General features: G+C 72.5%; 17 protein-coding genes and 2 tRNA genes. 4 read left to right on the forward strand and 15 right to left on the reverse strand.

Going from position 1 to position 20,343, the window contains the following annotated elements; all coding sequences use genetic code 11:
• Positions 1 to 167 precede the first annotated feature (167 nt).
• From HB370_RS14430 to leuS, 5 genes are all read right to left on the reverse strand, one after another.
• The gene (locus HB370_RS14430) at positions 168 to 2,975 is read right to left on the reverse strand and encodes a ComEC/Rec2 family competence protein (protein WP_244405525.1); all 2,808 of its coding nucleotides are present in this window, start codon (positions 2,973 to 2,975) and stop codon (positions 168 to 170) included.
• A complete protein-coding gene (locus tag HB370_RS41900; RefSeq protein WP_244406027.1) occupies positions 2,972 to 4,021 on the reverse strand; it encodes a ComEA family DNA-binding protein in 1,050 nt (349 codons plus the stop codon). The genes HB370_RS14430 and HB370_RS41900 overlap by 4 nt, the downstream gene beginning before the upstream one ends.
• Positions 4,022 to 4,477: 456 nt before the next feature.
• Positions 4,478 to 5,323 (reverse strand): DegV family protein, encoded by an 846-nt coding sequence (locus HB370_RS14440; protein WP_030777284.1) that lies wholly within the window; start codon positions 5,321 to 5,323, stop codon positions 4,478 to 4,480.
• Positions 5,324 to 5,395: 72 nt separating this feature from the next.
• A complete protein-coding gene (locus HB370_RS14445; protein WP_030777286.1) occupies positions 5,396 to 6,136 on the reverse strand; it encodes a hypothetical protein in 741 nt (246 codons plus the stop codon).
• A gap of 174 nt (positions 6,137 to 6,310) precedes the next feature.
• Positions 6,311 to 9,190: a leucine--tRNA ligase gene (leuS, locus tag HB370_RS14450; RefSeq protein ID WP_030777288.1), complete on the reverse strand. Its 2,880-nt coding sequence runs from the start codon at positions 9,188 to 9,190 to the stop codon at positions 6,311 to 6,313.
• Between the two features lie 402 nt (positions 9,191 to 9,592).
• Between leuS and HB370_RS14455 the strand changes: the two genes are divergently transcribed.
• Positions 9,593 to 10,882 (forward strand): cytochrome b/b6 domain-containing protein, encoded by a 1,290-nt coding sequence (locus HB370_RS14455; protein WP_208974394.1) that lies wholly within the window; start codon positions 9,593 to 9,595, stop codon positions 10,880 to 10,882.
• Positions 10,879 to 12,480 (forward strand): NADH-quinone oxidoreductase subunit NuoF family protein, encoded by a 1,602-nt coding sequence (locus HB370_RS14460; RefSeq protein WP_030777291.1) that lies wholly within the window; start codon positions 10,879 to 10,881, stop codon positions 12,478 to 12,480. The genes HB370_RS14455 and HB370_RS14460 overlap by 4 nt, the downstream gene beginning before the upstream one ends.
• Before the next feature lie 135 nt (positions 12,481 to 12,615).
• Here the strand turns inward: HB370_RS14460 and HB370_RS14465 are convergent.
• Positions 12,616 to 12,688, reverse strand: a tRNA-Ala gene (locus HB370_RS14465).
• Between the two features lie 115 nt (positions 12,689 to 12,803).
• Between HB370_RS14465 and HB370_RS14470 the strand changes: the two genes are divergently transcribed.
• Positions 12,804 to 14,015, forward strand: coding sequence for a glycosyltransferase 87 family protein (locus HB370_RS14470; RefSeq protein WP_078637364.1), 1,212 nt, complete (start codon positions 12,804 to 12,806; stop codon positions 14,013 to 14,015).
• Here the strand turns inward: HB370_RS14470 and HB370_RS14475 are convergent.
• The 9 genes from HB370_RS14475 to HB370_RS14515 all read right to left on the reverse strand — a co-directional run bounded on the left by HB370_RS14475 (position 14,005) and on the right by HB370_RS14515 (position 19,147).
• Positions 14,005 to 14,238: a hypothetical protein gene (locus HB370_RS14475; protein WP_030605004.1), complete on the reverse strand. Its 234-nt coding sequence runs from the start codon at positions 14,236 to 14,238 to the stop codon at positions 14,005 to 14,007. The genes HB370_RS14470 and HB370_RS14475 overlap by 11 nt on opposite strands.
• A 3-nt stretch (positions 14,239 to 14,241) precedes the next feature.
• Entirely contained in the window at positions 14,242 to 14,415 is a 174-nt protein-coding gene (locus HB370_RS14480; RefSeq protein ID WP_106980580.1) for a hypothetical protein, read from the reverse strand.
• 262 nt (positions 14,416 to 14,677) lie between these two features.
• Positions 14,678 to 14,750: transfer RNA gene (locus HB370_RS14485), tRNA-Ala, on the reverse strand.
• Positions 14,751 to 14,843: 93 nt separating this feature from the next.
• Complete coding sequence (locus HB370_RS14490) at positions 14,844 to 15,512, reverse strand: histidine phosphatase family protein (protein ID WP_030777294.1); 669 nt, start codon at positions 15,510 to 15,512, stop codon at positions 14,844 to 14,846.
• On the reverse strand, positions 15,512 to 15,955 hold the full coding sequence (gene rsfS / locus HB370_RS14495) for a ribosome silencing factor (protein WP_030777295.1): 444 nt from the start codon (positions 15,953 to 15,955) through the stop codon (positions 15,512 to 15,514). The genes HB370_RS14490 and rsfS overlap by 1 nt, the downstream gene beginning before the upstream one ends.
• 125 nt (positions 15,956 to 16,080) lie before the next feature.
• Complete coding sequence (locus HB370_RS14500) at positions 16,081 to 17,892, reverse strand: LCP family protein (protein WP_030777297.1); 1,812 nt, start codon at positions 17,890 to 17,892, stop codon at positions 16,081 to 16,083.
• Between the two features lie 16 nt (positions 17,893 to 17,908).
• Complete coding sequence (gene nadD / locus HB370_RS14505) at positions 17,909 to 18,595, reverse strand: nicotinate-nucleotide adenylyltransferase (RefSeq protein ID WP_030777298.1); 687 nt, start codon at positions 18,593 to 18,595, stop codon at positions 17,909 to 17,911.
• 56 nt (positions 18,596 to 18,651) lie between these two features.
• Positions 18,652 to 18,816 carry a hypothetical protein gene (locus HB370_RS14510; protein WP_030777300.1) on the reverse strand — a complete coding sequence of 55 codons (165 nt, stop codon included), beginning with the start codon at positions 18,814 to 18,816 and terminating at the stop codon, positions 18,652 to 18,654.
• 166 nt (positions 18,817 to 18,982) lie between these two features.
• The gene (locus HB370_RS14515; protein ID WP_030777303.1) at positions 18,983 to 19,147 is read right to left on the reverse strand and encodes a hypothetical protein; all 165 of its coding nucleotides are present in this window, start codon (positions 19,145 to 19,147) and stop codon (positions 18,983 to 18,985) included.
• A 103-nt stretch (positions 19,148 to 19,250) separates the two neighbouring features.
• On the opposite strand from HB370_RS14515, the gene HB370_RS14520 reads away from it, so the two are divergent.
• A complete protein-coding gene (locus tag HB370_RS14520; RefSeq protein ID WP_030777306.1) occupies positions 19,251 to 20,333 on the forward strand; it encodes a M48 family metallopeptidase in 1,083 nt (360 codons plus the stop codon).
• Positions 20,334 to 20,343: the final 10 nt, after the last annotated feature.

Raw genomic sequence — 20,343 nt, forward strand, 5'->3', positions numbered from 1 at the left:
TCGACATGATCGACTGCCGAAGGTTCATTCGATCACCGATGCGGCTTTCGAGGCAACACGGACCCACATCACAGCAATCCACTGCATGCGCCGGGACTGATCCGAATTAGTCGTTCAGGTCAAGATTTCACAAAGCCGCCACACAACTCGTCCCATGGGACACCGGGTCAGCGCGCACTCGTCACCCGCAGCTCCCCTTCCCTCCCTCCGGTCCCGGTCAGCGCGAGCGCCCCGTCCCGGTCGGTGCGCAGGACCGTCGCCCCGCCGCCGCGCAGGGCGGCCACGGTCGACGGCGCCGGATGGCCGTAAGGGTTGTCGGCACCGGCGGAGACGAGTGCCACCCGGGGTGCGGCGAGGCGCAACAGCCCGGGATCCTGGTAGGCCGAGCCGTGGTGGGCCACCTTCAGGACGTCCACCCCGGCCAGGCCGGCCGCCGCCGGGGACCGCAGCAGGGCCTGCTGGGCAGGGGGTTCCAGGTCCCCGAGGAGCAGCAGGCGCAGTCCGCCCGTGCGCACGAGCAGCGTGACACTGGCGTCGTTCGGCCCTTCCGGCCGGAAGGCCGGCCCGGGGACGGAGACCGGATCGGGCGCGGAGATCGAACCGGGTACGGAGGGGACGGAGGCCGGCGTTCGCGTTCCGAAGGGTGTCCTGGCTTCCTGGGGCGGGGGCCACAGGACCCGCCAGGTCAGCGGTCCGACGCGCCGTTCCTCTCCCGCGGCGGCCGTCACGACCGGGATGTGCCGCTCGGCCGCCTCCCCGCGGACGAACCGTGCCTGGTCCGCCGGTTCCGCGAGTCCGGTGGTCTCGATCGCGGCCACCGAGCGGCCCCGCAGGACACCGGGCAGGCCCGCTACATGGTCGGCATGGAAGTGGGTCAGGATCACCAGGGGGACGCGGGTGATGCCCAGCCGTCGCAGACAGTCGTCGACCAACGCGGGATCGGGTCCGGCGTCCACGACGACCCCCGTTCCCCCGCCCGCCGCCAGCACCGTCGCGTCGCCCTGCCCGACGTCGCACATCGCGAATCTCCAGCCGGGCGGCGGCCAGCCCGTGATCACCCGGGTCAGCGGCGTCGGCCGGGTCACGGCCAGCACGAGCAGCATGCCGAGCAGTCCGCACCACACGGGGTGCCGCAGCAGTCTCCGGCCGACCGCCACGACGGCCACGGTGACCACCGCGAGCGCCAGTGCCCCCGGCCAGTTCCCCGGCCAGTCCACACCCGCGCCGGGCAGCGCCGCCCCCGCCCGGGCGACCCCGGCGATCCACCCGGCAGGCCAACTCGCGCACCAGGCCAGAGCTTTGGCCACCGGCATCAGCAAGGGTGCCGTCGCGAGTGCCGTGAACCCCAGCACTGTGGCCGGTGCGACCGCCATCTCGGCCAGCAGATTGCACGGCACCGCCACCAGGCTCACCCGGGCCGACAGCACCGCCACGACCGGCGCGCACACGGCCTGGGCCGCGGCGGCCGCCGCCAGCGCCTCGGCGAGCCTCGGGGGCACCCCGCGCCGCCGCAACGCCTCGCTCCAGCCCGGCGCCAGCACCAGCAGCGCGCCGGTGGCCAGCACCGACAGCAGGAAGCCGTAACTGCGGGCCAGCCACGGGTCGTACAGCACCAGCAGCAGGACCGCCGTGGCCAGCGCCGGGATCAGCGATCTGCGGCGCCCGGTGGCCAGGGCGAGCAGTGCGACGGCGCCGCAGACGGCGGCCCGCAGGACGCTGGGGTCGGGCCGGCAGACGACCACGAAGGCCAGTGTCAGCGCCCCCGCCAGCACGGCCGTCATCCTCAGTGAGAGGCCCAGGCGCGGGGCCAGGCCCCTGCGTTCGGCCCGTTGGGCCAGGCCCGGCGGCCCGATGAGCAACGCGAGCAGGACGGTGAGGTTGCTGCCGGAGACGGCGAGGACGTGTGCCAGGTCCGTCTCGTCGAAGGCGTGGTCCAGCTCGGGCGTGATCCGCGAGGTGTCCCCGACGACCAGTCCGGGAAGCAGCGCCCGCGCGTCCCCCGGCAGGCCCTCGGTCGCCTCCCGCAGGCCCGCCCTGAGCCGGCCCGCGAGCCGTTGCGGTCCGCTCGGCCCCGCCACGATCCGGGGTACCGGCCGGTTACGCACCCGTAGCACGGCCGCTGTCCGGTCGCCGCCCGTGAGCGCGGGCGCCAGCCGGCCGCCGACCCGGAGCCGGGTGGACGGCAGCAGCCCGAGCCAGGCGGCTCGCCCACCCGGCCGGAACCGGCCGGCTGCGGCCGGCGGCCCGGGACTTCGGCTTCTCCGGGCGCTTGCCTCCGGTGCCGGGACATCCGCGTCGACGATCAGCAGCACGGGCGTCCGCCCCCGCATCCGCCGTCCGTCGGCCGCCTCCACGCTCCGCACCTCGCCCCGCGCCAGCACCGCCACCGGTGCCATGTGATCGCCGCTCACCCGTGGGCCGCTCAGCCAGGGATCGCCGCTCAGCTCGACCTCGGCGGTGACGGTCGTGAACCGCCGGGCCAGCTCGGGCACCGGCCCGCGCCGCACGTCGGCCCCGTGCAGTCCGGCGGCGACGGCCGCCGCGGCGGCACAGAGCAGCACGGCGGCGACGGCGGCCCGCGCCCAGCGGAACCGGCCCCGCACCCACCCGGCCGCCCCGGCCCGTCCGCCCTGCCCGGTGCGTCCGCCCTGCCCGATGCCTCCAGCCCGTCCGGTGCATCCAGCCTGCCCGGTCTGCGCGGGCCGCCCTGTCCGCCCTGCCCGCCTCGTCCTCCCCGTCCGCTCGGCCCGGTCCGATCGCCGCACCGACAGCAACAGGACACCGCCGAGCAGGCAGCAGGCGACGATCCCGGCGGTCCAGGCCACCGGAGCGTCCAGGGTGAGGGCGGCCGTGCCCCAGGCCGTGAGCGCGGGCGGGACCAGGCGCAGGTCCAGCGGGCCGTCCCGGCTGGTCCGCGTGGCCCCGCTCCCCTCGTGCCCGGCGTCCGGGCCGGCCGCGTCGAGCGCGCGGTTCATGGCCGTACCAGATCGCGCAGGTCGGTGAACCGGCTGTCGCCGATGCCGTTGACCTCGCGCAGTTCGTCCACCGAGCGGAAACCGCCGTGCTGGGTGCGGTAGTCGATGATGTGCCGGGCCAGTACCGGGCCGACTCCGGGCAGGGTGTCGAGCTGGTCCGCGGTGGCGGTGTTGAGGGAGACCGGCGCGGCCGGGCCCGGACCGGCGGCACCGGAGAGCTGCCCGGCCGCCGGGCCGGCCGGAGCGGCGGCTCCCGCGGGGACGCCGACGAGGACCTGCTCGCCGTCGACCAGGAAACGGGCCCGGTTGAGCCCCTCCGTGCTCACCCCCGGCCGGACCCCGCCCGCGGCTCGCAACGCGTCGGCCACCCGGGCACCTGACGGCAGCCGCAGGATGCCCGGTTTGCGGACCTTGCCGCCGATGTCCACGACGATCTCCGCGCCGGGTGTCGCCGAGGCGGACCCGGCCGTGGTCGCCGTCTCCTCCTTCTTGGGGAACGGCGCCTGGGCGCGGACCGCTTGCGGGGCACTCACGGACTGGGTCCGGCCCGACCAGAAGTGCTGCCCGGCGAAGACGGCCGCGGCCACGAGCACCACGGCCAGCGCCACGACCGCTCGCCGCTCCACCCCGTACCGCGCCTGGAGCCAGATCGGCATCCGCTCCCGCAGGGCAAGCCCGGCGCGTTCCCACCGGCCCGGAGGAGCCGCGGACACCTCCGCCCCTCCCGGTCCCCCCGGTTCCGGCGACCGCGCACCACCGGCCTGTTCATCCTTCGCCGAAGCGGCGGACGGCGGGGGCGGGGGTGCCAGGTCGTCCGGTGAGCGCGGCGGAACCGTGCCCCGATCCGGCACAGCCGTGGTGCCTGCCCACGGCGGCACCGTCGGCCGTACAGGCCCCCGCACCGTCGGCCCTACAGCCTCCCTCACCACCGACCGCGCCGACCCCGGCGCCGTCCCCGCCGCCCCCTCCACCCGCCCCGCCGATGCCGACGCGCCCGTGGAGCCGACCGGATCGGGCGGCGCGTTCCCGGACTCCCGCCACCGCACCGCCCGTTCGCCGAAGAGCAGTTCCGCCCGGCGGCGCAGTTCCTCGGCCGGCGCGGGCGCCCGACGACGACCGCGACGATGTTCGGCGGGACGGGACTCGGCGGCTCGAGGGACGGTGGGCCGGGACTCGGCGGGTCGGGGCACGGACGCTCGCGGCTCGTCGGCCCGGTGTTCGGCAGGACGTGGCCCGGTGACGCGGTGGCCCGGTGGCCGGTGTCCGATGGCCCGGCGGTGCCGGACGCGGCCGTCCGAAGCCGGGCCACGGCCGGGGCCGCTGGTCGGGATCGCGATGCGGGAACGGGATCGAAGTGCCATGCGACGAGGATGGAGCACTTCGCCGCATCACGATGATCTTGGTGAAATCCCGTGCATTACCGCCCGGTTGTGGATAACTCCGCCACCCACACGAGTGAAGACGAGCGAAACCGACGGGTCGACGGCCCCGGGACCTCGGCCTCAGCGGGGCGAGACGACCGCCCCCAGCAGACCAGGCCCGGTGTGCGCCCCGATCACCGCTCCGACCTCGCTGACATGCAGGTCGGCCAGGCCCGGGACGCGGGCCCGCAGCCGGTCGGCGAGTGCGGCGGCACCGTCGGCGGCGGCGAGATGGTGAACGGCGATGTCGACCTCCGCGTTGCCCGCCCGCTCCACGGTGAGCTCCTCCAGACGCGCGATCGCCTTGGACGCCGTACGCACCTTTTCGAGCAGCTCGATACGGCCGTCGTCCAGCTGGAGCAGGGGTTTGACGGCGAGCGCGGAACCCAGCAGCTTCTGCGCTGCGCCGATGCGGCCGCCTCGGCGCAGATAGTCGAGGGTGTCGACGTAGAAGACGGCGGATGTGCCGGCGGCCCGCTTCTCGGCGGCCGTGACGGCCTCGTCCACCGTGCCGCCCGCCTCCGCGGCCTCGGCCGCGGTGAGCGCACAGAAGCCGAGCGCCATCGCGACCACTCCGGTGTCCACCACGCGTACGGGCACCGGTGCCTCGCGCGCCGCGAGGACCGCCGCGTCGTAGGTGCCGGACAACTCGGCGGACAGGTGCAGGGAGACGATGCCGCTCGCGCCGGACTCGGCGAGTCTGCGGTAGGTCTCGGCGAACACCTGGGGGCTGGGACGGGAGGTGGTCACGGAGCGCCGCTTCTGCAGCGCCTGGGCGAGGGAGCGGGTGGAGATCTCGGTGCCCTCTTCGAGCGCCTGGTCGCCGAGGACCACGGTCAGCGGGACCGTGGTGATGCCGTGACGCTCCATCGCCCGGGGCGGCAGATAGGCCGTTGAATCGGTGACGATCGCGACATGGCGGGACATGAGCTGGAGGTTACCTGGCGTAGTGCTCGCTCGGCAGCCCGGCCCCTGTCGTGTGCCCGGGGAGGGGTCCGCTCATGTGGTGCTCTCGGGGCGGGGCTTCTTCTGCCACGGGACGGTGGGGCGCCACGAGGTCCCGGTGATCGCGTCGGGAGCGGGCCGCGCCGTGGCGTGGGCACCGGCCGCCTCGGAGCGCGCCCGTCCTGCGGCAGGGCCGTCGGCGGGGGTGGCGGGGGCGTCGGGCCAGTGCGAGGACGCCTGGCCGGGTTCGGTTCTCGTCCAGTGGCGCAGGGCGTCGGCCTCGATGTCGATCTGGGCGCTGAGGTGGTCCAGATCGTCGTCGGAGAAGCGGCGGGCGCGGTCGCGGACGGCCCAGCGCAGGGAGTCGGCGGAGTGGGTGATGCGCTCGGTGCGCTCGCGCAGTTCGGGCAGGCGCGCGGCGAGTGTGGCCCGGTCGGGCTCGGTCTCCAGGCGTTTGAGGTCGGCGTCCAGGTCGTGCCCGTGGACGCTGAGCCGTTCGAAGAGGCCGAGGGACTCCTTCAGCGATTCGTCCTCGGCGACGCCCGCGTGCAGCGCGTCCTGTGTGGCGCGCATGGAGGTGCGCAGTGCGAGCCGCAGCCGGGCGATCTCGCCGGCCGGCCCGGGCTGGGCGACGGACTTGGCGCGCAGGGTGTGGTCCTCGACCGTGCGGCGGGCCTGCGCGATGGTCCGGTCCACACCGCGCTTGGTGGCGCGGACGGCCTTGACCGTGGCGTAGGCGCCCATGCCCACGAAGATCAAGAAGAGCAGGGCGAACACGGTGAGCACTACGTCCATGGCGCTCCTCCTCCGGTCGGTGCGGTACGGCCCGCTGCGCTTCTCCACGGTAAACGCAGCGGGCAGGCCCGGAGTTCCGTCCGAACCCCGAACCTGCCCGTAGGGGACTACCCCGAGCCGACGAAAACGTCCCTTTTCGCGCCCCGGTACACGCCGGTGTTCACGCGGGAACGGTTACGCGGGAACGATGTTGACCAGCTTCGGCGCCCGCACGATCACCTTGCGGATGCCCGCGCCGCCCAGCGCCGCGATCACCTTCTCGTCGGTTAGCGCGACCTTCTCCAGTTCCTCCTCGGAGATGGCGGGCGGCACCTCCAGCCGGGCCTTGACCTTGCCCTTGATCTGCACGACGCAGGTCACGGTCTCGTCGACGACGTAGGCCGGGTCGGCGACCGGGAAGTCCCGGTGGACGACGGAGTCGGTGTGGCCCAGCTTGCGCCACAGCTCCTCGGCGATGTGCGGGGCCAGCGGGGCGACCATCAGCACCAGCGGCTCGGCCACGGACCGCGGCACCGCGCCACCGGTCTTGGTCAGGTGGTTGTTCAGCTCGGTGACCTTGGCGATGGCGGTGTTGAAGCGCAGGCCCTCCAGGTCCTGGCGCACGCCGTCGATGGCCTTGTGCAGGGCGCGCAGGGTCTCGTCGTCGGGCTCCGCGTCGGTGACGGTGACCTCGCCGGTGGTCTCGTCGACGATGTTGCGCCACAGCCGCTGCAGCAGCCGGAACTGGCCGACCACCGCACGCGTGTCCCACGGGCGGGAGACGTCCAGCGGACCCATGGCCATCTCGTACAGGCGCAGCGTGTCCGCGCCGTACTCGGCGGCGATCTCGTCCGGGGTCACGGCGTTCTTCAGGGACTTGCCCATCTTGCCCAGCAGGCGGGTGACCTTCTCGCCCTGGTAGTAGTACGCGCCGTCGCGCTCCTCCACCTCGGCGGCCGGCACCGCGATGCCCCGGCTGTCGCGGTAGACGTATGCCTGGATCATGCCCTGGTTGAACAGTTTGTGGAACGGCTCCGCGGAGGAGACGTGCCCCAGGTCGTACAGGACCTTGGACCAGAAGCGCGCGTACAGCAGGTGCAGCACGGCGTGCTCGGCGCCGCCGACGTACAGGTCCACACCGCCGTGCGGCAGACCCTCGCGCGGACCCATCCAGTACCGCTCGATCTCCGGGTCCACCAGCTCGCGGTCGTTGTGCGGGTCCAGATAGCGGAACTCGTACCAGCAGGAACCGGCCCAGTTGGGCATGGTGTTGGTCTCGCGGCGGTACTTCTTGGGGCCGTCGCCCAGGTCCAGGGTGACGTTGACCCATTCCTCGTTGCGCGACAGCGGGGTCTCGGGCTGGGTGTCGGAGTCGTCCGGGTCGAAGGTGCGCGGGCTGTAGTCCTCGACCTCGGGCAGCTCCAGCGGCAGCATCGACTCGGGCAGCGCGTGGGCGACGCCGTCCTCGTCGTAGACGATCGGGAAGGGCTCGCCCCAGTAGCGCTGGCGGCTGAACAGCCAGTCGCGCAGCCGGAAGTTGACGGTGCCCTCGCCGATGCCCTTGCCGGCCAGCCACTCGGTGATGCGCGCCTTGGCGTCGGCCACGCCCAGGCCGTTCAGGCTCAGGTCGTCGCTTTCGGAGTTGATGATCTTCGCGTCGTAGGAGACGAAGGCGTCGTCCCAGGTGGACGGGTCGGTGCCGCGGCCGTCGGTCGGCTCGACCACGCAGCGGACGGGCAGCTCGAAGGCGCGCGCGAAGGCGAAGTCGCGGCTGTCGTGGCCCGGGACGGCCATGATCGCGCCGGTGCCGTAGCCCATCAGGACGTAGTCGGCGATGAAGACCGGGACCCGCTCGCCGCTGACCGGGTTGGTCGCGAAGGCGCCGGTGAAGACGCCGGTCTTGTCCTTGGCCTCGGCCTGCCGCTCCACGTCGGACTTCGAGGCGGCCTGCGCGCGGTAGGCGGCGACGGCCTCGGCCGGGGTGGCGTGGCCGCCGGTCCACACCTCGTGCGTGCCCTCGGGCCACACCTCGGGGGTGAACTTCTCGACCAGCGGGTGCTCGGGCGCCAGCACCATGTAGGTCGCGCCGAACAGGGTGTCCGGGCGGGTGGTGAAGACCGTGATGCGCTCGCCGTCGATCGGGAAGTCGATGCGGGCGCCCTCGCTGCGGCCGATCCAGTTGCGCTGCTGGAGCTTGATGGCCTCGGGCCAGTCCAGCTCCTCCAGGTCCTCCAGGAGCCGGTCGGCGTAGGCGGTGATGCGCATGTTCCACTGGCGCAGCTTGGCCTTGAAGACCGGGTAGTTGCCGCGCTCGGACCGGCCGTCGGCGGTGACCTCCTCGTTGGCCAGTACGGTGCCCAGGCCGGGGCACCAGTTGACGGGCGCGTCGGAGGCGTAGGCCAGGCGGTACTCGCCCAGGATGTCGGCGCGTTCGCGGGCGCTCAGTTCGCTCCACGCGCGCGTGGTGCCCGGAATGGCGCGTTCACCGGACTCGAACTGGGCGATCAGCTCGGAGATCGGGCGGGCCTTGCGCGCCTCCTCGTCGTACCAGGAGTTGAAGATCTGCAGGAAGATCCACTGGGTCCACTTGTAGTACTCCGGGTCGATCGTGGCGAACGACCGGCGCTTGTCGTGGCCCAGGCCCAGCCGGCGCAGCTGGGCCTTCATGTTCTCGATGTTGGCCTCGGTGGACACGCGGGGGTGCGTGCCGGTCTGCACGGCGTACTGTTCGGCGGGCAGGCCGAAGGCGTCGAAGCCGAGGGTGTGCAGGACGTTGTGGCCGGTCATGCGCTGGAACCGGGCGTAGACGTCGGTGGCGATGTAGCCCAGCGGGTGGCCGACGTGCAGGCCCGCGCCCGAGGGGTACGGGAACATGTCCATGATGAACTTCTTGGGCTTGGCGGCCAGCTCGGGGTCGCCCGCCAGGTCGCCCGTGGGGTTCGGCGCCGCGTAGGTGCCGTCGGCGTCCCAGAAGTCCTGCCAGCGTGCCTCGATCTCGGCTGCCATGGCGGCCGTGTAGCGGTGCGGCGCGGCCTCCGCCGACGCGGCGGTGGCAGCGGGGTTCGTCTCGCTCATGATCCTCAAAGCTCCATCGATCGTCTCTGCCTGCGGAAATGAAAAAACCCCTCGCACAGGAGGGGACGCCGCGCCGATGCCGACCTCACGGCTGAACCTGGGTCGGTACTGATCAGCGCGGCCCGCTAAGCAGAAGGCGTACGGCACGCATGGCGCTAGGGTACCGCAGCCCTTGAGCAAGCCGCGACGCGCTTCCGTATCCCTGAGGGACATGTCCACGAAGCCCGCCGGTACGGAACAAAGGTCAGCGATTACTTCGCGTACCTCTCCTATGGGACGCCACTCCGATCAGATTGTCCGTCGATAACAAGCGCAATAACCCAAACCCCGTACTGATCGGTATGGCGCCACTTAGAGTGCGGCAGCGGGACCGCTTTCCCGAAACTGCTCGGAGTCGCCCCCATGAACCCTCGTCGTCGTACCAGCTCGCCCCCCATACCGGGCCGCTCGGCCTATGGGGTGGCGTCCGCCGTCGCCTTGTTGCTCATCCCCGTGTCCGTGCTGGTCGGAGGCGTGCGGTTCCGCGAGTTCCTGAACTTCGGCGCGGGAGTGCTGTCCCTCGTCTCGCTGAGCTGCTCGGTGATCTGGGGCCTGTTCGCCCAGGACCGCATCTTCCTGAACACCCGGCAGCGGATCATCGGCCAGGCGGTGCACCGGACGACCGCGGTCGCCTCGATCGCGTTCCTGCTGCTGCACATCACCACGAAGATCGCGCTCGGCCACACACAGGTGATCGCCGCGGTCGTCCCGTTCTCGCTCGGCGTCACCGGGATCGCCGGCCTGATCGGGCTGGGCTCGCTGGCCGGCCTGCTGATGATCTTCGTGGGGGTCACGGGCGCCCTGCGCGGCACCTTCGCCACCCCGGCCCCGGTCGCGGCGCGCTGGCGGGCCATGCACATGCTGGCCTACCCCGCCTGGTGCGCGGCGCTGATCCACGGTCTCTACGCGGGTCGCGCGGCCAAACCCGTCTTCGTGATCCTCTACAGCCTGTCGCTGCTCGGTGTGATGGGCGCCCTCGCGCTGCGCGCCGCGCCCCGCCCGGTCAAGCGCGCGGTCGCCGACCGGCTGGTGGCCCTGTTCGACCGGCCCGCACGGCCCGGACCCGACGAGCCGGCGGCGAGCCGTTCCCGGGCGGCCGGCCGGGACCGGACCGGCCCGCGAAGCGGCCGGGAACCGAGGCCGGCGCCCGCCGCCCCGCTCCACCAGTCCCCGGCCGCCGCCCCGCTCCGCCGGCCCCCGGCCGCCGAGCCCGCCGCCGGCATCGCCGCGGCCTACCGCGCGGTGTCCGTCCCCAACCACCCGCCGCAGCCCTTCACGGCCGCCCAGGCGGCCGCCGCGGACCTGCCGCAGGCCCTCCGGCCCACGGATGCCTTCCCGCGCCTGGACGGCCCCTCCAGCACCTCCGGCGGCTGGCCGGTCCCCTCCCCGCCGCCGGTCGGCGAGGCCCCGCCGTCCGCGTACGACCCGCTCCAGGACACCGGGTACACCCTCCCGGCCTACGGCGGTCCGGGCACCACCGGCTACGGCGGACGTGACGTGTACGACACCGCTGAGACGAACGGCTCCTACGGCACGTACCTCCCGGGTGACACGTTCGACAGCGGTCCCGCCACCGAACCGCTTCCCGGCTCGCCCTACGGGGCACCGGGTTCGGGCGAACCATGGAACACGCCTTCCGGAGGCTTCAAGTGAACGAGGCACTGCCCGACGTCCCCGAGGTCCGCGTGGTCGGTCTCCCCCAGCTCACGTCGGGCTTCGACCTTGTGGAGCGGCTCGACCTGCCGATGCACCTGAAGGTGCACGGGCCGCTCGACCCGCTGGGCGGCGAACAGCTCGCCCAGCTCGCCGAACGCATCCACCTGAAGGGGCGCGGCGGAGCCGGCTTCCCCTTCCACAAGAAGCTGCGCTCGGTCGCCGAGTCGGCGATCAGACGCGGGGTGCGGCCGGTCGTCGTGGTCAACGGCAGCGAGGACGAGCCGGCCTGCCGCAAGGACACCGTGCTGATCAACCGGGCGCCGCACCTCATCCTGGACGGCGCCCTGCTGTGCGCCGAGGCGCTCGGCGCGCGCACCCTCGTCGTCGGCGTCACCCGGGAGTCCACGCAGCGTTCCATGGAGGCCGCGCTCGCCGAACGCGGCCTGGGCAACAGCCGCAGATCGGCGCTGCGCGCGTGGGTACAGCGCAATCCGGTGCGCATGGTCACCGGTGCCGCCGCCTCGCTGATCCGCTCGATCGACGGCGGCCCGGCGATCCCGCCCGGCCGCAAGGTCAGCGCCTCGCGCAGCGGTGTCGGCGGGGCGCCCACGCTGCTGTCGAACGCGGAGACGTTCGCGCAGCTCGCCATAGCCGCCCGCATCGGCCCGGAGCGTTACGCCCACACCGGTCTGTACGACGAACCGGGCACCGTGATGCTCACCGTGTCCGGTGCGGTCGCCCGCCCGATGGTGATCGAGGTGCCCACGGGCGTGCCGCTGCGCTACGTGTTGCAGCTCGCGGGCGCCCCGCCGGTGCCGCAGGGGGTGCTGACCGGCGGCTACCACGGCAAGTGGATCGACGCGGCGACCGTGGACGAGGCGATCGTCTCCCGCAACTCGCTCGACGCGGTGGGCGGTTCGCTGGGCGCGGGCGCGATCCTGCCGATCGGCCAGGGGACGTGCCCGCTGGGCGAGTCGCTGCGGGTGGCGCAGTGGCTGGCCGAGGAGAGCGCCGGCCAGTGCGGGCCCTGCTATCTCGGGCTGCCCGCCGCCGCGCGCGGGCTGGAGGACGTCCTGGGCGGCGGCGGACCGGCGGCCCTTGAGGCGCTGAAGCAGGTCGCGAGGAACGTGAAGCGGCGCGGCGCGTGTTCGCACCCGGACGGTTCGGCGATGTTCCTGGAGTCGACCATCAAGGCGTTCACCGACGACCTGGCGGCGCATGTCCTCGGCAACGGCTGCGGACGGCCCGTGGAGGGCGTGCTGCCGCTCTTCGAGGGGGGCAGGGCCGCTACGGGCGGCGCGGACGACGCGGAGACCGGCGCGAGCCGCCAGAAGATCCACGTGGACTGGACGCTGTGCCGGGGCCACGGGCTGTGCGCGGACATCTTCCCGGAGGTGTTCGAACTCGGCGCGGACGGTTTTCCGACCGTCGCCCAGGCACAGGTGCCGCGGTACGCGGAGGCGAAGGCGCTGCGCGCGGTGCGCCGCTGCCCGGCGCTCGCCCTGCGCATCGAGGAGGACACCCGCGGGCAGGCGCCGGCGCGCAATCTGCCGGTGCTCTCCCCGGGACGCGGCCGGCGCGCGCTGGGCCGCTGACCACACGCAAGGGGCGGGTCACCGGATCGGGTGGTCCGCCCCCTTTGCGGTCCACTGCCTCTTGCGACCACCGCGCCTTGCGTCGCAACACGCCGAAGGCGGACCATTCTTGGAATGGTCCGCCTTCGACTTCTGTGGAGCTAAGGAGAATTGAACTCCTGACCTCCTGCATGCCATGCAGGCGCTCTACCAACTGAGCTATAGCCCCTTGTTTTGTTGTTTCGCCCGGTTCCCCCGGCGACGACGTAAACATTACAGGCCCGTGGCCGCAGCGCCAAATCAGTTTCAGCTTCGCTCCGGTATGGCAGCTAATGTCGGTTTTCATGCCCCAGATCGCCCCGTTCACCGCACACCGTCGGGTCCCGCTCGCCCTGGCCGCGTGCCTGCTGTCCTTCGCCGCGTTCTGGGCCGCGCAGCGGGCCGCGCACGTGTCGATGGTCGACCTGATGGTCTACCGGGCCGAGGGAGCCGCCGTGCGTGCCGGTGACGACCTGTACGCGCTGCGCGCGACCACCGCCCGCCTGCCCACCACCTACCCGCCGTTCGCGGCCCTGCTGTTCACCCCGCTGTCCCTGCCGGACACCGCGCTGCTGCGCACGCTGGCGACGGCCGGCAATCTCGCGCTGCTGGTGGTCTTCGTACGGCTGTCGCTGAAACTCGTCGGCCACGCGCGCGTGCGGACCGTCTGGTGGGTCGCGGCGGCGGCCGTGTGGTGCGAACCGGTGTGGACGACCGTGCGCTACGGCCAGATCAATCTGCTGCTGGCCGTGCTGGTGCTGTGGGACCTGACCCGCCGGCCCGCCGGCGGCCACGACCGCTGGAGCGGGCTGGGCCTAGGACTGGCCGCCGCGGTGAAACTGACGCCCGCGCTGTTCGTCGTGTTCCTGCTCGCCACGGGCCTGGCGGACCGGCTGCGGGGCGGGCGGGGCACACCGTGGCTGGGGCACGCGCGCGGGGCGGCCGTCGCGTTCGCCGGGGCGACTCTGCTGGCGGCGGCCGTCCTGCCGTACGACTCCTGGCGGTTCTGGACGCGCATGGTGCTGCGCGCGAGCCGGGTCGGACTGGCCGAGGACACCGGCAATCAGGCCCTGCGCGGCGTTCTGGCCCGCCTTCTGCACACACCGGACCCGGCGGCCGTCTGGGCGGCCGGTGCCGCCGTACTGGCCGCCCTCGGTCTGACGGTGGCGGTGCGGGCGGAGTCGCGGGGGCGGCGGGACTGGGCGGTGTGCGCCTGCGCGGTCACCGCCCTGCTGGTCAGCCCGGTGTCGTGGACCCACCACTGGGTGTGGTGCGTGCCGCTGGTGCTGCTGCTGTGGACGCGCGGGCACCGGACGGCGGCCCTGGGCACCCTGCTGGTCTTCTGGTCGTACGTCCCGTGGTGGGTGCCGCACGGGGCCGGGCGGCCGGAACTCCATCTGGGCGGCGCGGACTTGCTGCTGTCGGCCGGCTACGGCGTCACCGGTGCGCTCTTCCTCGCGCTGGCCCGGACATCGTTGCCGAGGCCCGGGGGCGGCGAGGCCGGCGTCAAGCCGTGACGAACTGGTAGAACCGCTTGAGCGTGCAGTGCTCCTCCAGGAGCCGGCCGTAGATCGGCTCGCCCTCGAGTTCCCGGTAGGTCTCGATGGGGTCGCCTTTTATGATCAGCGCCCGCGCGCACTCCTCGCACCAGTACTGGTACGCGGGATTGATCGGCTCCATGTCGCGGACGATGGGCGTACCGCTCCCGCACCAGTCGCACTTCCGCCGGTGTGCCCCCATCGATCAGCTCCAGGTGTGGCCGCAGGCCGTGCACACGTATGAGATCCCGCCATTGTCGCCGAGCACCTGCGCGACATGCGCGGAACCGCAGGAAGGGCAGCTCAGCCGGGTGATCGAATCCCGTATCAACGCCGCGTCGAGGAGGTGGCCGACCTCCTCGAGGATGCTCGCAGGCATCGCTACTCCCTCCCGTCGGGCCGCGTCCCCTTCCGGCCGTTTGATTCTGCCACGACCGGACCGACACGGTCAGCGACGCCTCAGTACCAGTCCGGACACGGCGGCCACCGGGAACGCCCCCACGGAGGTGTACGGCCCGAGGGCCCGAACGACTCAATCCGGTGCGGGAGGGCCGTCCATGGCTGAACACGAAAAATCCCGCCCCCCGGAGGGGACGGGATCCTCATCACCGATCCTTGACACTCGGCAGAGTGTCGATCAGTGGAGCTAAGGAGAATTGAACTCCTGACCTCCTGCATGCCATGCAGGCGCTCTACCAACTGAGCTATAGCCCCTGGTGTTCTTCCCGCTCGGCGGGGCGAACAAGAAGAACTTTAGCCTGTGACCTGCCGGAAAGTGAAATCCGGGGTCCGCGGGGCCCGGGACGGTCAGTCGTCGTCGCCGAGGACGGGCTCCGGAAGGGTGCCCGCGTTGTGCTCCAGCAGGCGCCAGCCGCGGGCGCCCTCGCCGAGCACGGACCAGCAGCAGTTGGAGAGGCCGCCGAGGCTCTCCCAGTGCCGGGACTCCAGGCCGAGGAGCCGGCCGATGGTGGTGCGGATGGTGCCGCCGTGGCTGACGACGACGAGGGTGCCGTCCTCGGGCAGCTTCTCGGCGTGCCGCAGCACGACGGGGGCGGCGCGGTCGGCGACCTCGGTCTCCAGTTCGCCGCCGCCGCGGCGGACCGCTTCCCCGCGCTTCCAGGCGGCGTACTCCTCGCCGTACCGGGCGATGATCTCGTCGTGCGTCAGCCCCTGCCAGACGCCCGCGTAGGTCTCGCGCAGCCCCTCCTCGCGGGTGACGTCGAGGCCGGTGAGGGCGGCCAGCTCGGCGGCCGTGTGCGCGGCCCGCCGCAGGTCCGACGAGACGATCGCGTCGGGCCGCAGGGAGGCGAGCAGCCGGGCGGCCCGGCGGGCCTGGCCCAGGCCCGTCTCGGTCAGCTCGACGTCCGTGGTGCCCTGGAAGCGCCGCTCGACGTTCCAGGAGGTCTGGCCGTGTCGCCACAGGATGATGCGGCGGCCCCGGCCCGTGCGGTCGGTCACCTCACCCGTGGCGCTCATCACCACTCCCCGCCCGGCTCCTGGTCGGCCTCGGCGGCCTGGAGCCGGGCGTGCTCCTCGGCCTTGCCGCGGGTGGCCTTGGCGTCGGCGGGCAGCTCGATCTCGGGGCAGTCCTTCCACAGCCGCTCCAGGGCGTAGAAGACCCGCTCCTCGCTGTGCTGGACGTGCACGACGATGTCGACGTAGTCGAGCAGGACCCAGCGGGCCTCGCGGTCGCCCTCGCGGCGGACCGGCTTGGCGCCGAGTTCCTTCTGCAGGCGCTCCTCGATCTCGTCGACGATGGCCTTGACCTGGCGGTCGTTCGGCGCGGACGCGAGCAGGAAGGCGTCCGTGATCGACAGTACGTCGCTCACGTCGTAGGCGATGACGTCGTGGGCGAGCTTGTCGGCCGCCGCCTGGGCGGCGGTGTTGATGAGCTCAAGGGAACGGTCTGTGGCGGTCACTGCATGGCTTTCCGTCGGCGGTCTTTTGTCATCAAGGGTCTCACGACCGCCCGGCACACCCCACGGGATTATGGGCGGCACCGGGGGCTCGCGGGCCGCGCTCCGCCCGGGAGCGCGGCCCGGGGTCAGGACGAGGACGGCTTGTAGTCGCGGCCGAGGACCACCGAGACGTCGGCGCCGGAGGAGACGGTGCCCTTGGTCACGGAGCCGGCGGGCAGGCCGAGGGTCTTGGCGACCTCGGTGGCCTTCGCCTGGTCGGCGGCGTCCGCGTAGGTCACCTTCGAGGTGGCCTCGGTGCCGGAGGCGCTGCCGCCCTCCAGGAAGGTGAAGCCGCCGTTGAGGAGCACGACGCGGGCCTTCTCCGTGTCGTCCTTCACACCGGTGGCGTTCTGGACGGAGACCCGGACCGCGGAGCCGGCGTCGGGGCTCTTCGCGGTGCCGCCGAGGATGTCCTTCACCACGCTGTCACCGGTCTCGGCGCTGAGCGTGCCGTCGGGCTTCACGGGCAGCAGGGCGGTCTTGTAGTCGCCGCTCTTGGCCAGGTCGGCGAGCCTGGCGAGGAAGGTGCCGAGGTCCTTGTCGGTGAGCGGCGGGTCGAGGATCTGCGCGAGCGTCTGCACGGTGACGGTGGCGGCGGCCGGGTCGGAGGACATCTTGCGCAGCACGCCCTGCATGACCTGGCCGAACCGCTGGAGCTGGGCGTTCTCGGACTCTCCGGAGGCGCGGTAGGTCGCGTAGGCGACGGCCATCTTGCCGCTGAGGGTCTGGTCCCGGCCCTTGTGGACGAGTGGCGCGGCGCCCTTCTTCTTGGCGTCCGGGTCGGGCACGTCGGTGTCGGTGTCGATCTCGATGTTGCCGACGAGGTCGACGAGGTTCTGCAGGTAGGGGGTGTCGAGCCGCCAGCTGCCCTGGATGCTGGTGCCGAGGACGGTGTCGAGCTGGTCGCGGGTGCCGGAGGTGTCGTCGTCGTCCACGGACTTGGCGAGCGTCGTGGTGGAGCCGTCGTCGCCGGTCAGGGCCAGGGAGTTGGGCAGCAGGACCGTGGTGCCCTGCTTGGTGGTGGTGTTGTCGACCAGCAGCGCCGTGGAGGTGCCGCCCTTGACGGTGTTGTGCAGGTGGACGACGAGCACATCGCGTTTCTGGGCGGTGACCGGGGCGGCGGTGCCGGCCGGGCCGCCGGAGGACAGGCCGGGCAGCTTTCCGGCGTACCAGAGGTAGCCGACCCCGCCGGCCGCGACGACGGCGAGGACGACGAGCAGGGCGATGAGCCGGCCGCGGGCGCGGCGGCGGGCCTCCTCGCGGCGCTCGGTGCGGTTCTCGGTGAACTTCAGCCAGTCGATGACGTCCTCGGAGTCACCGTCCGGCTCCTCGACGAAGGCGAACTGTTCGGTGCGGTAGTCCGGCGCGGCCGGCCCGGGCCCGCTGTCCTCGGCGGTCGTGCCGCCTCGCGCGGCCGGACCGTCCTGCGCGGCCGGGGTGTCCTCGGCGGGGCCGGCCTGCTGCGGGATGTAGGCGGTCTGCTCGGCGACCCGGGGCTGCCGGCCGCCGCTCGCGGCCTGCCCGTAGGGGTCGTAGCCGCCGGCGTCCTCGCTTCCGGTGCCGGTGCCGGTGCCGTAGGGGTCGTAGGGGTCGTACGGGGCCTGGGACCCGTACGGGTCCTGAGGGGCGTACGGGTCCTGAGTGGGGTACGACTCCTGGGTGGCGTAGGAGTCGTAGGCGGGCTGCTGGTGGCCGGTGGCGTACGGGTCGTAGCCGTAGCCCTGCTGCTGGGCGTAGGGGTCGTAGGCCGCCTGCTGGGGCTGCGGGACCTGCTGGGCCCGGGGAGCCTGCTCGGCCGGTACCTGCCGGTACACGGGCCGGCCGTACTCGTCGTAGCCGACGACTTCGTACGGAACGGCGCCGTGGCCCGCGTCACCCGCGTCGTATCGGTCGTTCACCGGTGCCCCTCTCGGCTCACTCGCCGCGGTACAGCTCGCGCTTGTCGATGTAGCGCACGACTCCGTCCGGGACCATGTACCAGATGGGGTCGCCCTTGGCGACTCGCGCGCGGCAGTCCGTGGAGGAGATGGCGAGGGCCGGCACCTCGACCAGCGAGACACCGCCTTCCGGCAGGCCCGGGTCGGTCAGGTGGTGGCCGGGGCGGGTGACGCCGATGAAGTGCGCGTAGGAGAACAGTTCCTCGGAGTTGTGCCAGGTCAGCAGCTGGGCGAGGGCGTCGGCACCGGTGATGAAGAAGAGGTCGGTGTCCGGGTTGAGGGCACGCAGGTCGCGCAGGGTGTCGACGGTGTAGGTGGGGCCGCCGCGGTCGATGTCGATGCGGCTGACGGAGAACTGCGGGTTCTCGGCGGTCGCGATGACCGTCATCAGGTAGCGGTCCTCGGCCGGGGAGACCCTGCGGTGCGACTTCTGCCACGGCTCGCCGGTGGGGACGAAGACCACCTCGTCCAGCTGGAACTGCGCGGCGACCTCGCTGGCCGCCACCAGGTGCCCGTGGTGGATCGGGTCGAATGTCCCGCCCATGACGCCCAGGCGCCGCTTGCCCGTGTGGGCGGGGGCGTGGCCCGGTCCGTGCTGCGGGCGCTTCACCGTGTCGTCGGCCGTCTTGCGCGCCGGACCGGTAGGCATGTCCTGCTCTCCCATGCGTGCAGACCCTACCGGCCCGGCCTCGAACGTCCGGCCGGGGACGGGGTCCCCGCTCAGCGGTCGCGGTTGAAGCGCGTGGTGATCCACAGCAGCAGGAGCAGGATGATCAGGGCGCCGCCGCCGGTGACGAGCGGGTTCAGGCTCTCGTGGTTTCCGCCGCGCTCCTCGCCCTCGGCGGCGAGGGTGACCAACTGGGCTGCGGCGCTGTGGAAGCTCATCTTCGGCAGGACCTATCGCGTGTGGGCGGAATAAAGATGTCGGCTCATCGTAAGCGGGCGGCCGTGCGGCGATCACGCCGACTCCGCCGTTGGGGACGCGGGGGCGCCGGCGGCCGGCCCCGGCGAAGAGCGTCCGCCGCGGACGGGAGGGAACTTCCGGCGCGCCTCAGTCGTCCTTGCGCTTGTAGCCGCTCAGCAGGAACCAGGCGGTCAGCGCACAGCCGAGGACCATCACGACCAGCACGACACGGAGCAGGTTGCCCGTCCCGTGCTGCTGGACGGCGAGCGTGGCGGCCTCGGTCAGCCGGGCGGCTGCGGGGTGGTGCTCCATGGCGGGGACTCCTTCGGGTGTACTGCCCGTCCACGGTATCTCCGCCTAGGCTGGGCCCCGCCTCGGGGGCGCGGTGGACACTGACACGCACATGGGGGAAGACATGTCCGACGACGGCCGGCAGCAGACGGGGCACGAGCGGCTGCCCGGCAGACAGCGCAGGCGTTTCCCGGGGATCTCCTCACGGGCGTACGAGCACCCGGCGGACCGTTCGGCGCTGGTCGCGCTGCGCAAGCTGAGCGGGTTCGACACCGTGTTCAAGGCGCTCAGCGGGCTGCTGCCGGAGCGCAGCCTGAGGCTGCTGTTCCTGTCCGACTCGGTACGGGTCTCCGAGCGGCAGTTCTCCCACCTGCACGACATGCTGCTGGACGCCTGTTACATCCTGGACCTGGAGAAGGTCCCGCTGATGTACGTCACGCAGGATCCGCGGCCGAGCGCGATGTGCGTCGGCCTGGACGAGCCGATCATCGTGCTCAGCACGGGGCTGGTCGAGCTGCTCGACGAGGAGGAGATGCGGGCGGTCATCGGGCACGAGGTGGGGCACGCGCTGTCCGGGCACTCGGTGTACCGCACGGTCCTGCTGTTCCTGACCAGCCTCGCGGTGAAGGTCGCGTGGATCCCGCTCGGCAATCTCGCGGTCACGGCGATCGTCACGGCGCTGCGCGAGTGGTTCCGCAAGTCGGAGCTGTCCGCCGACCGGGCGGGCCTGCTGGTGGGCCAGGACGTACGGGCCTCGATGCGGGGCCTGATGAAGGTAGCCGGCGGCAACCACCTGCACGAGATGAACGTGGACGCGTTCCTGGAGCAGGCCGAGGAGTACGAGTCCGGCGGCGACCTGCGCGACTCCGTGCTGAAGATCCTGAACGTGCTGCCCCGCTCGCACCCGTTCACCACCGTGCGGGCCGCCGAGCTGAAGAAGTGGGCCGAGTCGCGGGACTACCAGCGGATCATGGACGGCCACTACCCGCGGCGCGGCGAGGACAAGGACGCCTCCGTCAGCGACTCCTTCCGCGAGTCGGCGGCCGGCTACGCGAGCGATGTGAAGAGCTCCAAGGACCCGCTGATGAAGCTGGTCACGGACCTGGCGGGGGGCGCGGGCGACCTGGGCGGCCGGGTCCGGCGCGGCTTCGACGGCTTCCGCAGCCCTCCGCCGGCCCCGGGGGACACACCGGGCACGGACGCGTAGCCCCGGGCCT

It is taken from the genome of Streptomyces sp. DSM 40868, from assembly GCF_011820545.1.
Taxonomy (GTDB): Bacteria; Actinomycetota; Actinomycetes; order Streptomycetales; family Streptomycetaceae; genus Streptomyces; species Streptomyces eurythermus.

What these genes read in the sequence shown, in the direction of transcription:
- HB370_RS14480 (WP_106980580.1), bottom strand. Translation starts at nt 14,415, where the DNA reads ATGCCTGCGAGCATCCTCGAGGAGGTCGGCCACCTCCTCGACGCGGCG.
- HB370_RS14445 (WP_030777286.1), bottom strand. Translation starts at nt 6,136, where the DNA reads ATGGACGTAGTGCTCACCGTGTTCGCCCTGCTCTTCTTGATCTTCGTG.
- HB370_RS14490 (WP_030777294.1), bottom strand. Translation starts at nt 15,512, where the DNA reads ATGAGCGCCACGGGTGAGGTGACCGACCGCACGGGCCGGGGCCGCCGC.
- HB370_RS14475 (WP_030605004.1), bottom strand. Translation starts at nt 14,238, where the DNA reads ATGGGGGCACACCGGCGGAAGTGCGACTGGTGCGGGAGCGGTACGCCC.
- leuS (WP_030777288.1), bottom strand. Translation starts at nt 9,190, where the DNA reads ATGAGCGAGACGAACCCCGCTGCCACCGCCGCGTCGGCGGAGGCCGCG.
- HB370_RS14520 (WP_030777306.1), top strand. Translation starts at nt 19,251, where the DNA reads ATGTCCGACGACGGCCGGCAGCAGACGGGGCACGAGCGGCTGCCCGGC.
- HB370_RS14440 (WP_030777284.1), bottom strand. Translation starts at nt 5,323, where the DNA reads ATGTCCCGCCATGTCGCGATCGTCACCGATTCAACGGCCTATCTGCCG.
- HB370_RS14470 (WP_078637364.1), top strand. Translation starts at nt 12,804, where the DNA reads ATGCCCCAGATCGCCCCGTTCACCGCACACCGTCGGGTCCCGCTCGCC.
- nadD (WP_030777298.1), bottom strand. Translation starts at nt 18,595, where the DNA reads ATGGGAGAGCAGGACATGCCTACCGGTCCGGCGCGCAAGACGGCCGAC.
- HB370_RS14455 (WP_208974394.1), top strand. Translation starts at nt 9,593, where the DNA reads ATGAACCCTCGTCGTCGTACCAGCTCGCCCCCCATACCGGGCCGCTCG.
- HB370_RS14510 (WP_030777300.1), bottom strand. Translation starts at nt 18,816, where the DNA reads ATGAGCTTCCACAGCGCCGCAGCCCAGTTGGTCACCCTCGCCGCCGAG.
- HB370_RS14430 (WP_244405525.1), bottom strand. Translation starts at nt 2,975, where the DNA reads ATGAACCGCGCGCTCGACGCGGCCGGCCCGGACGCCGGGCACGAGGGG.
- HB370_RS14515 (WP_030777303.1), bottom strand. Translation starts at nt 19,147, where the DNA reads ATGGAGCACCACCCCGCAGCCGCCCGGCTGACCGAGGCCGCCACGCTC.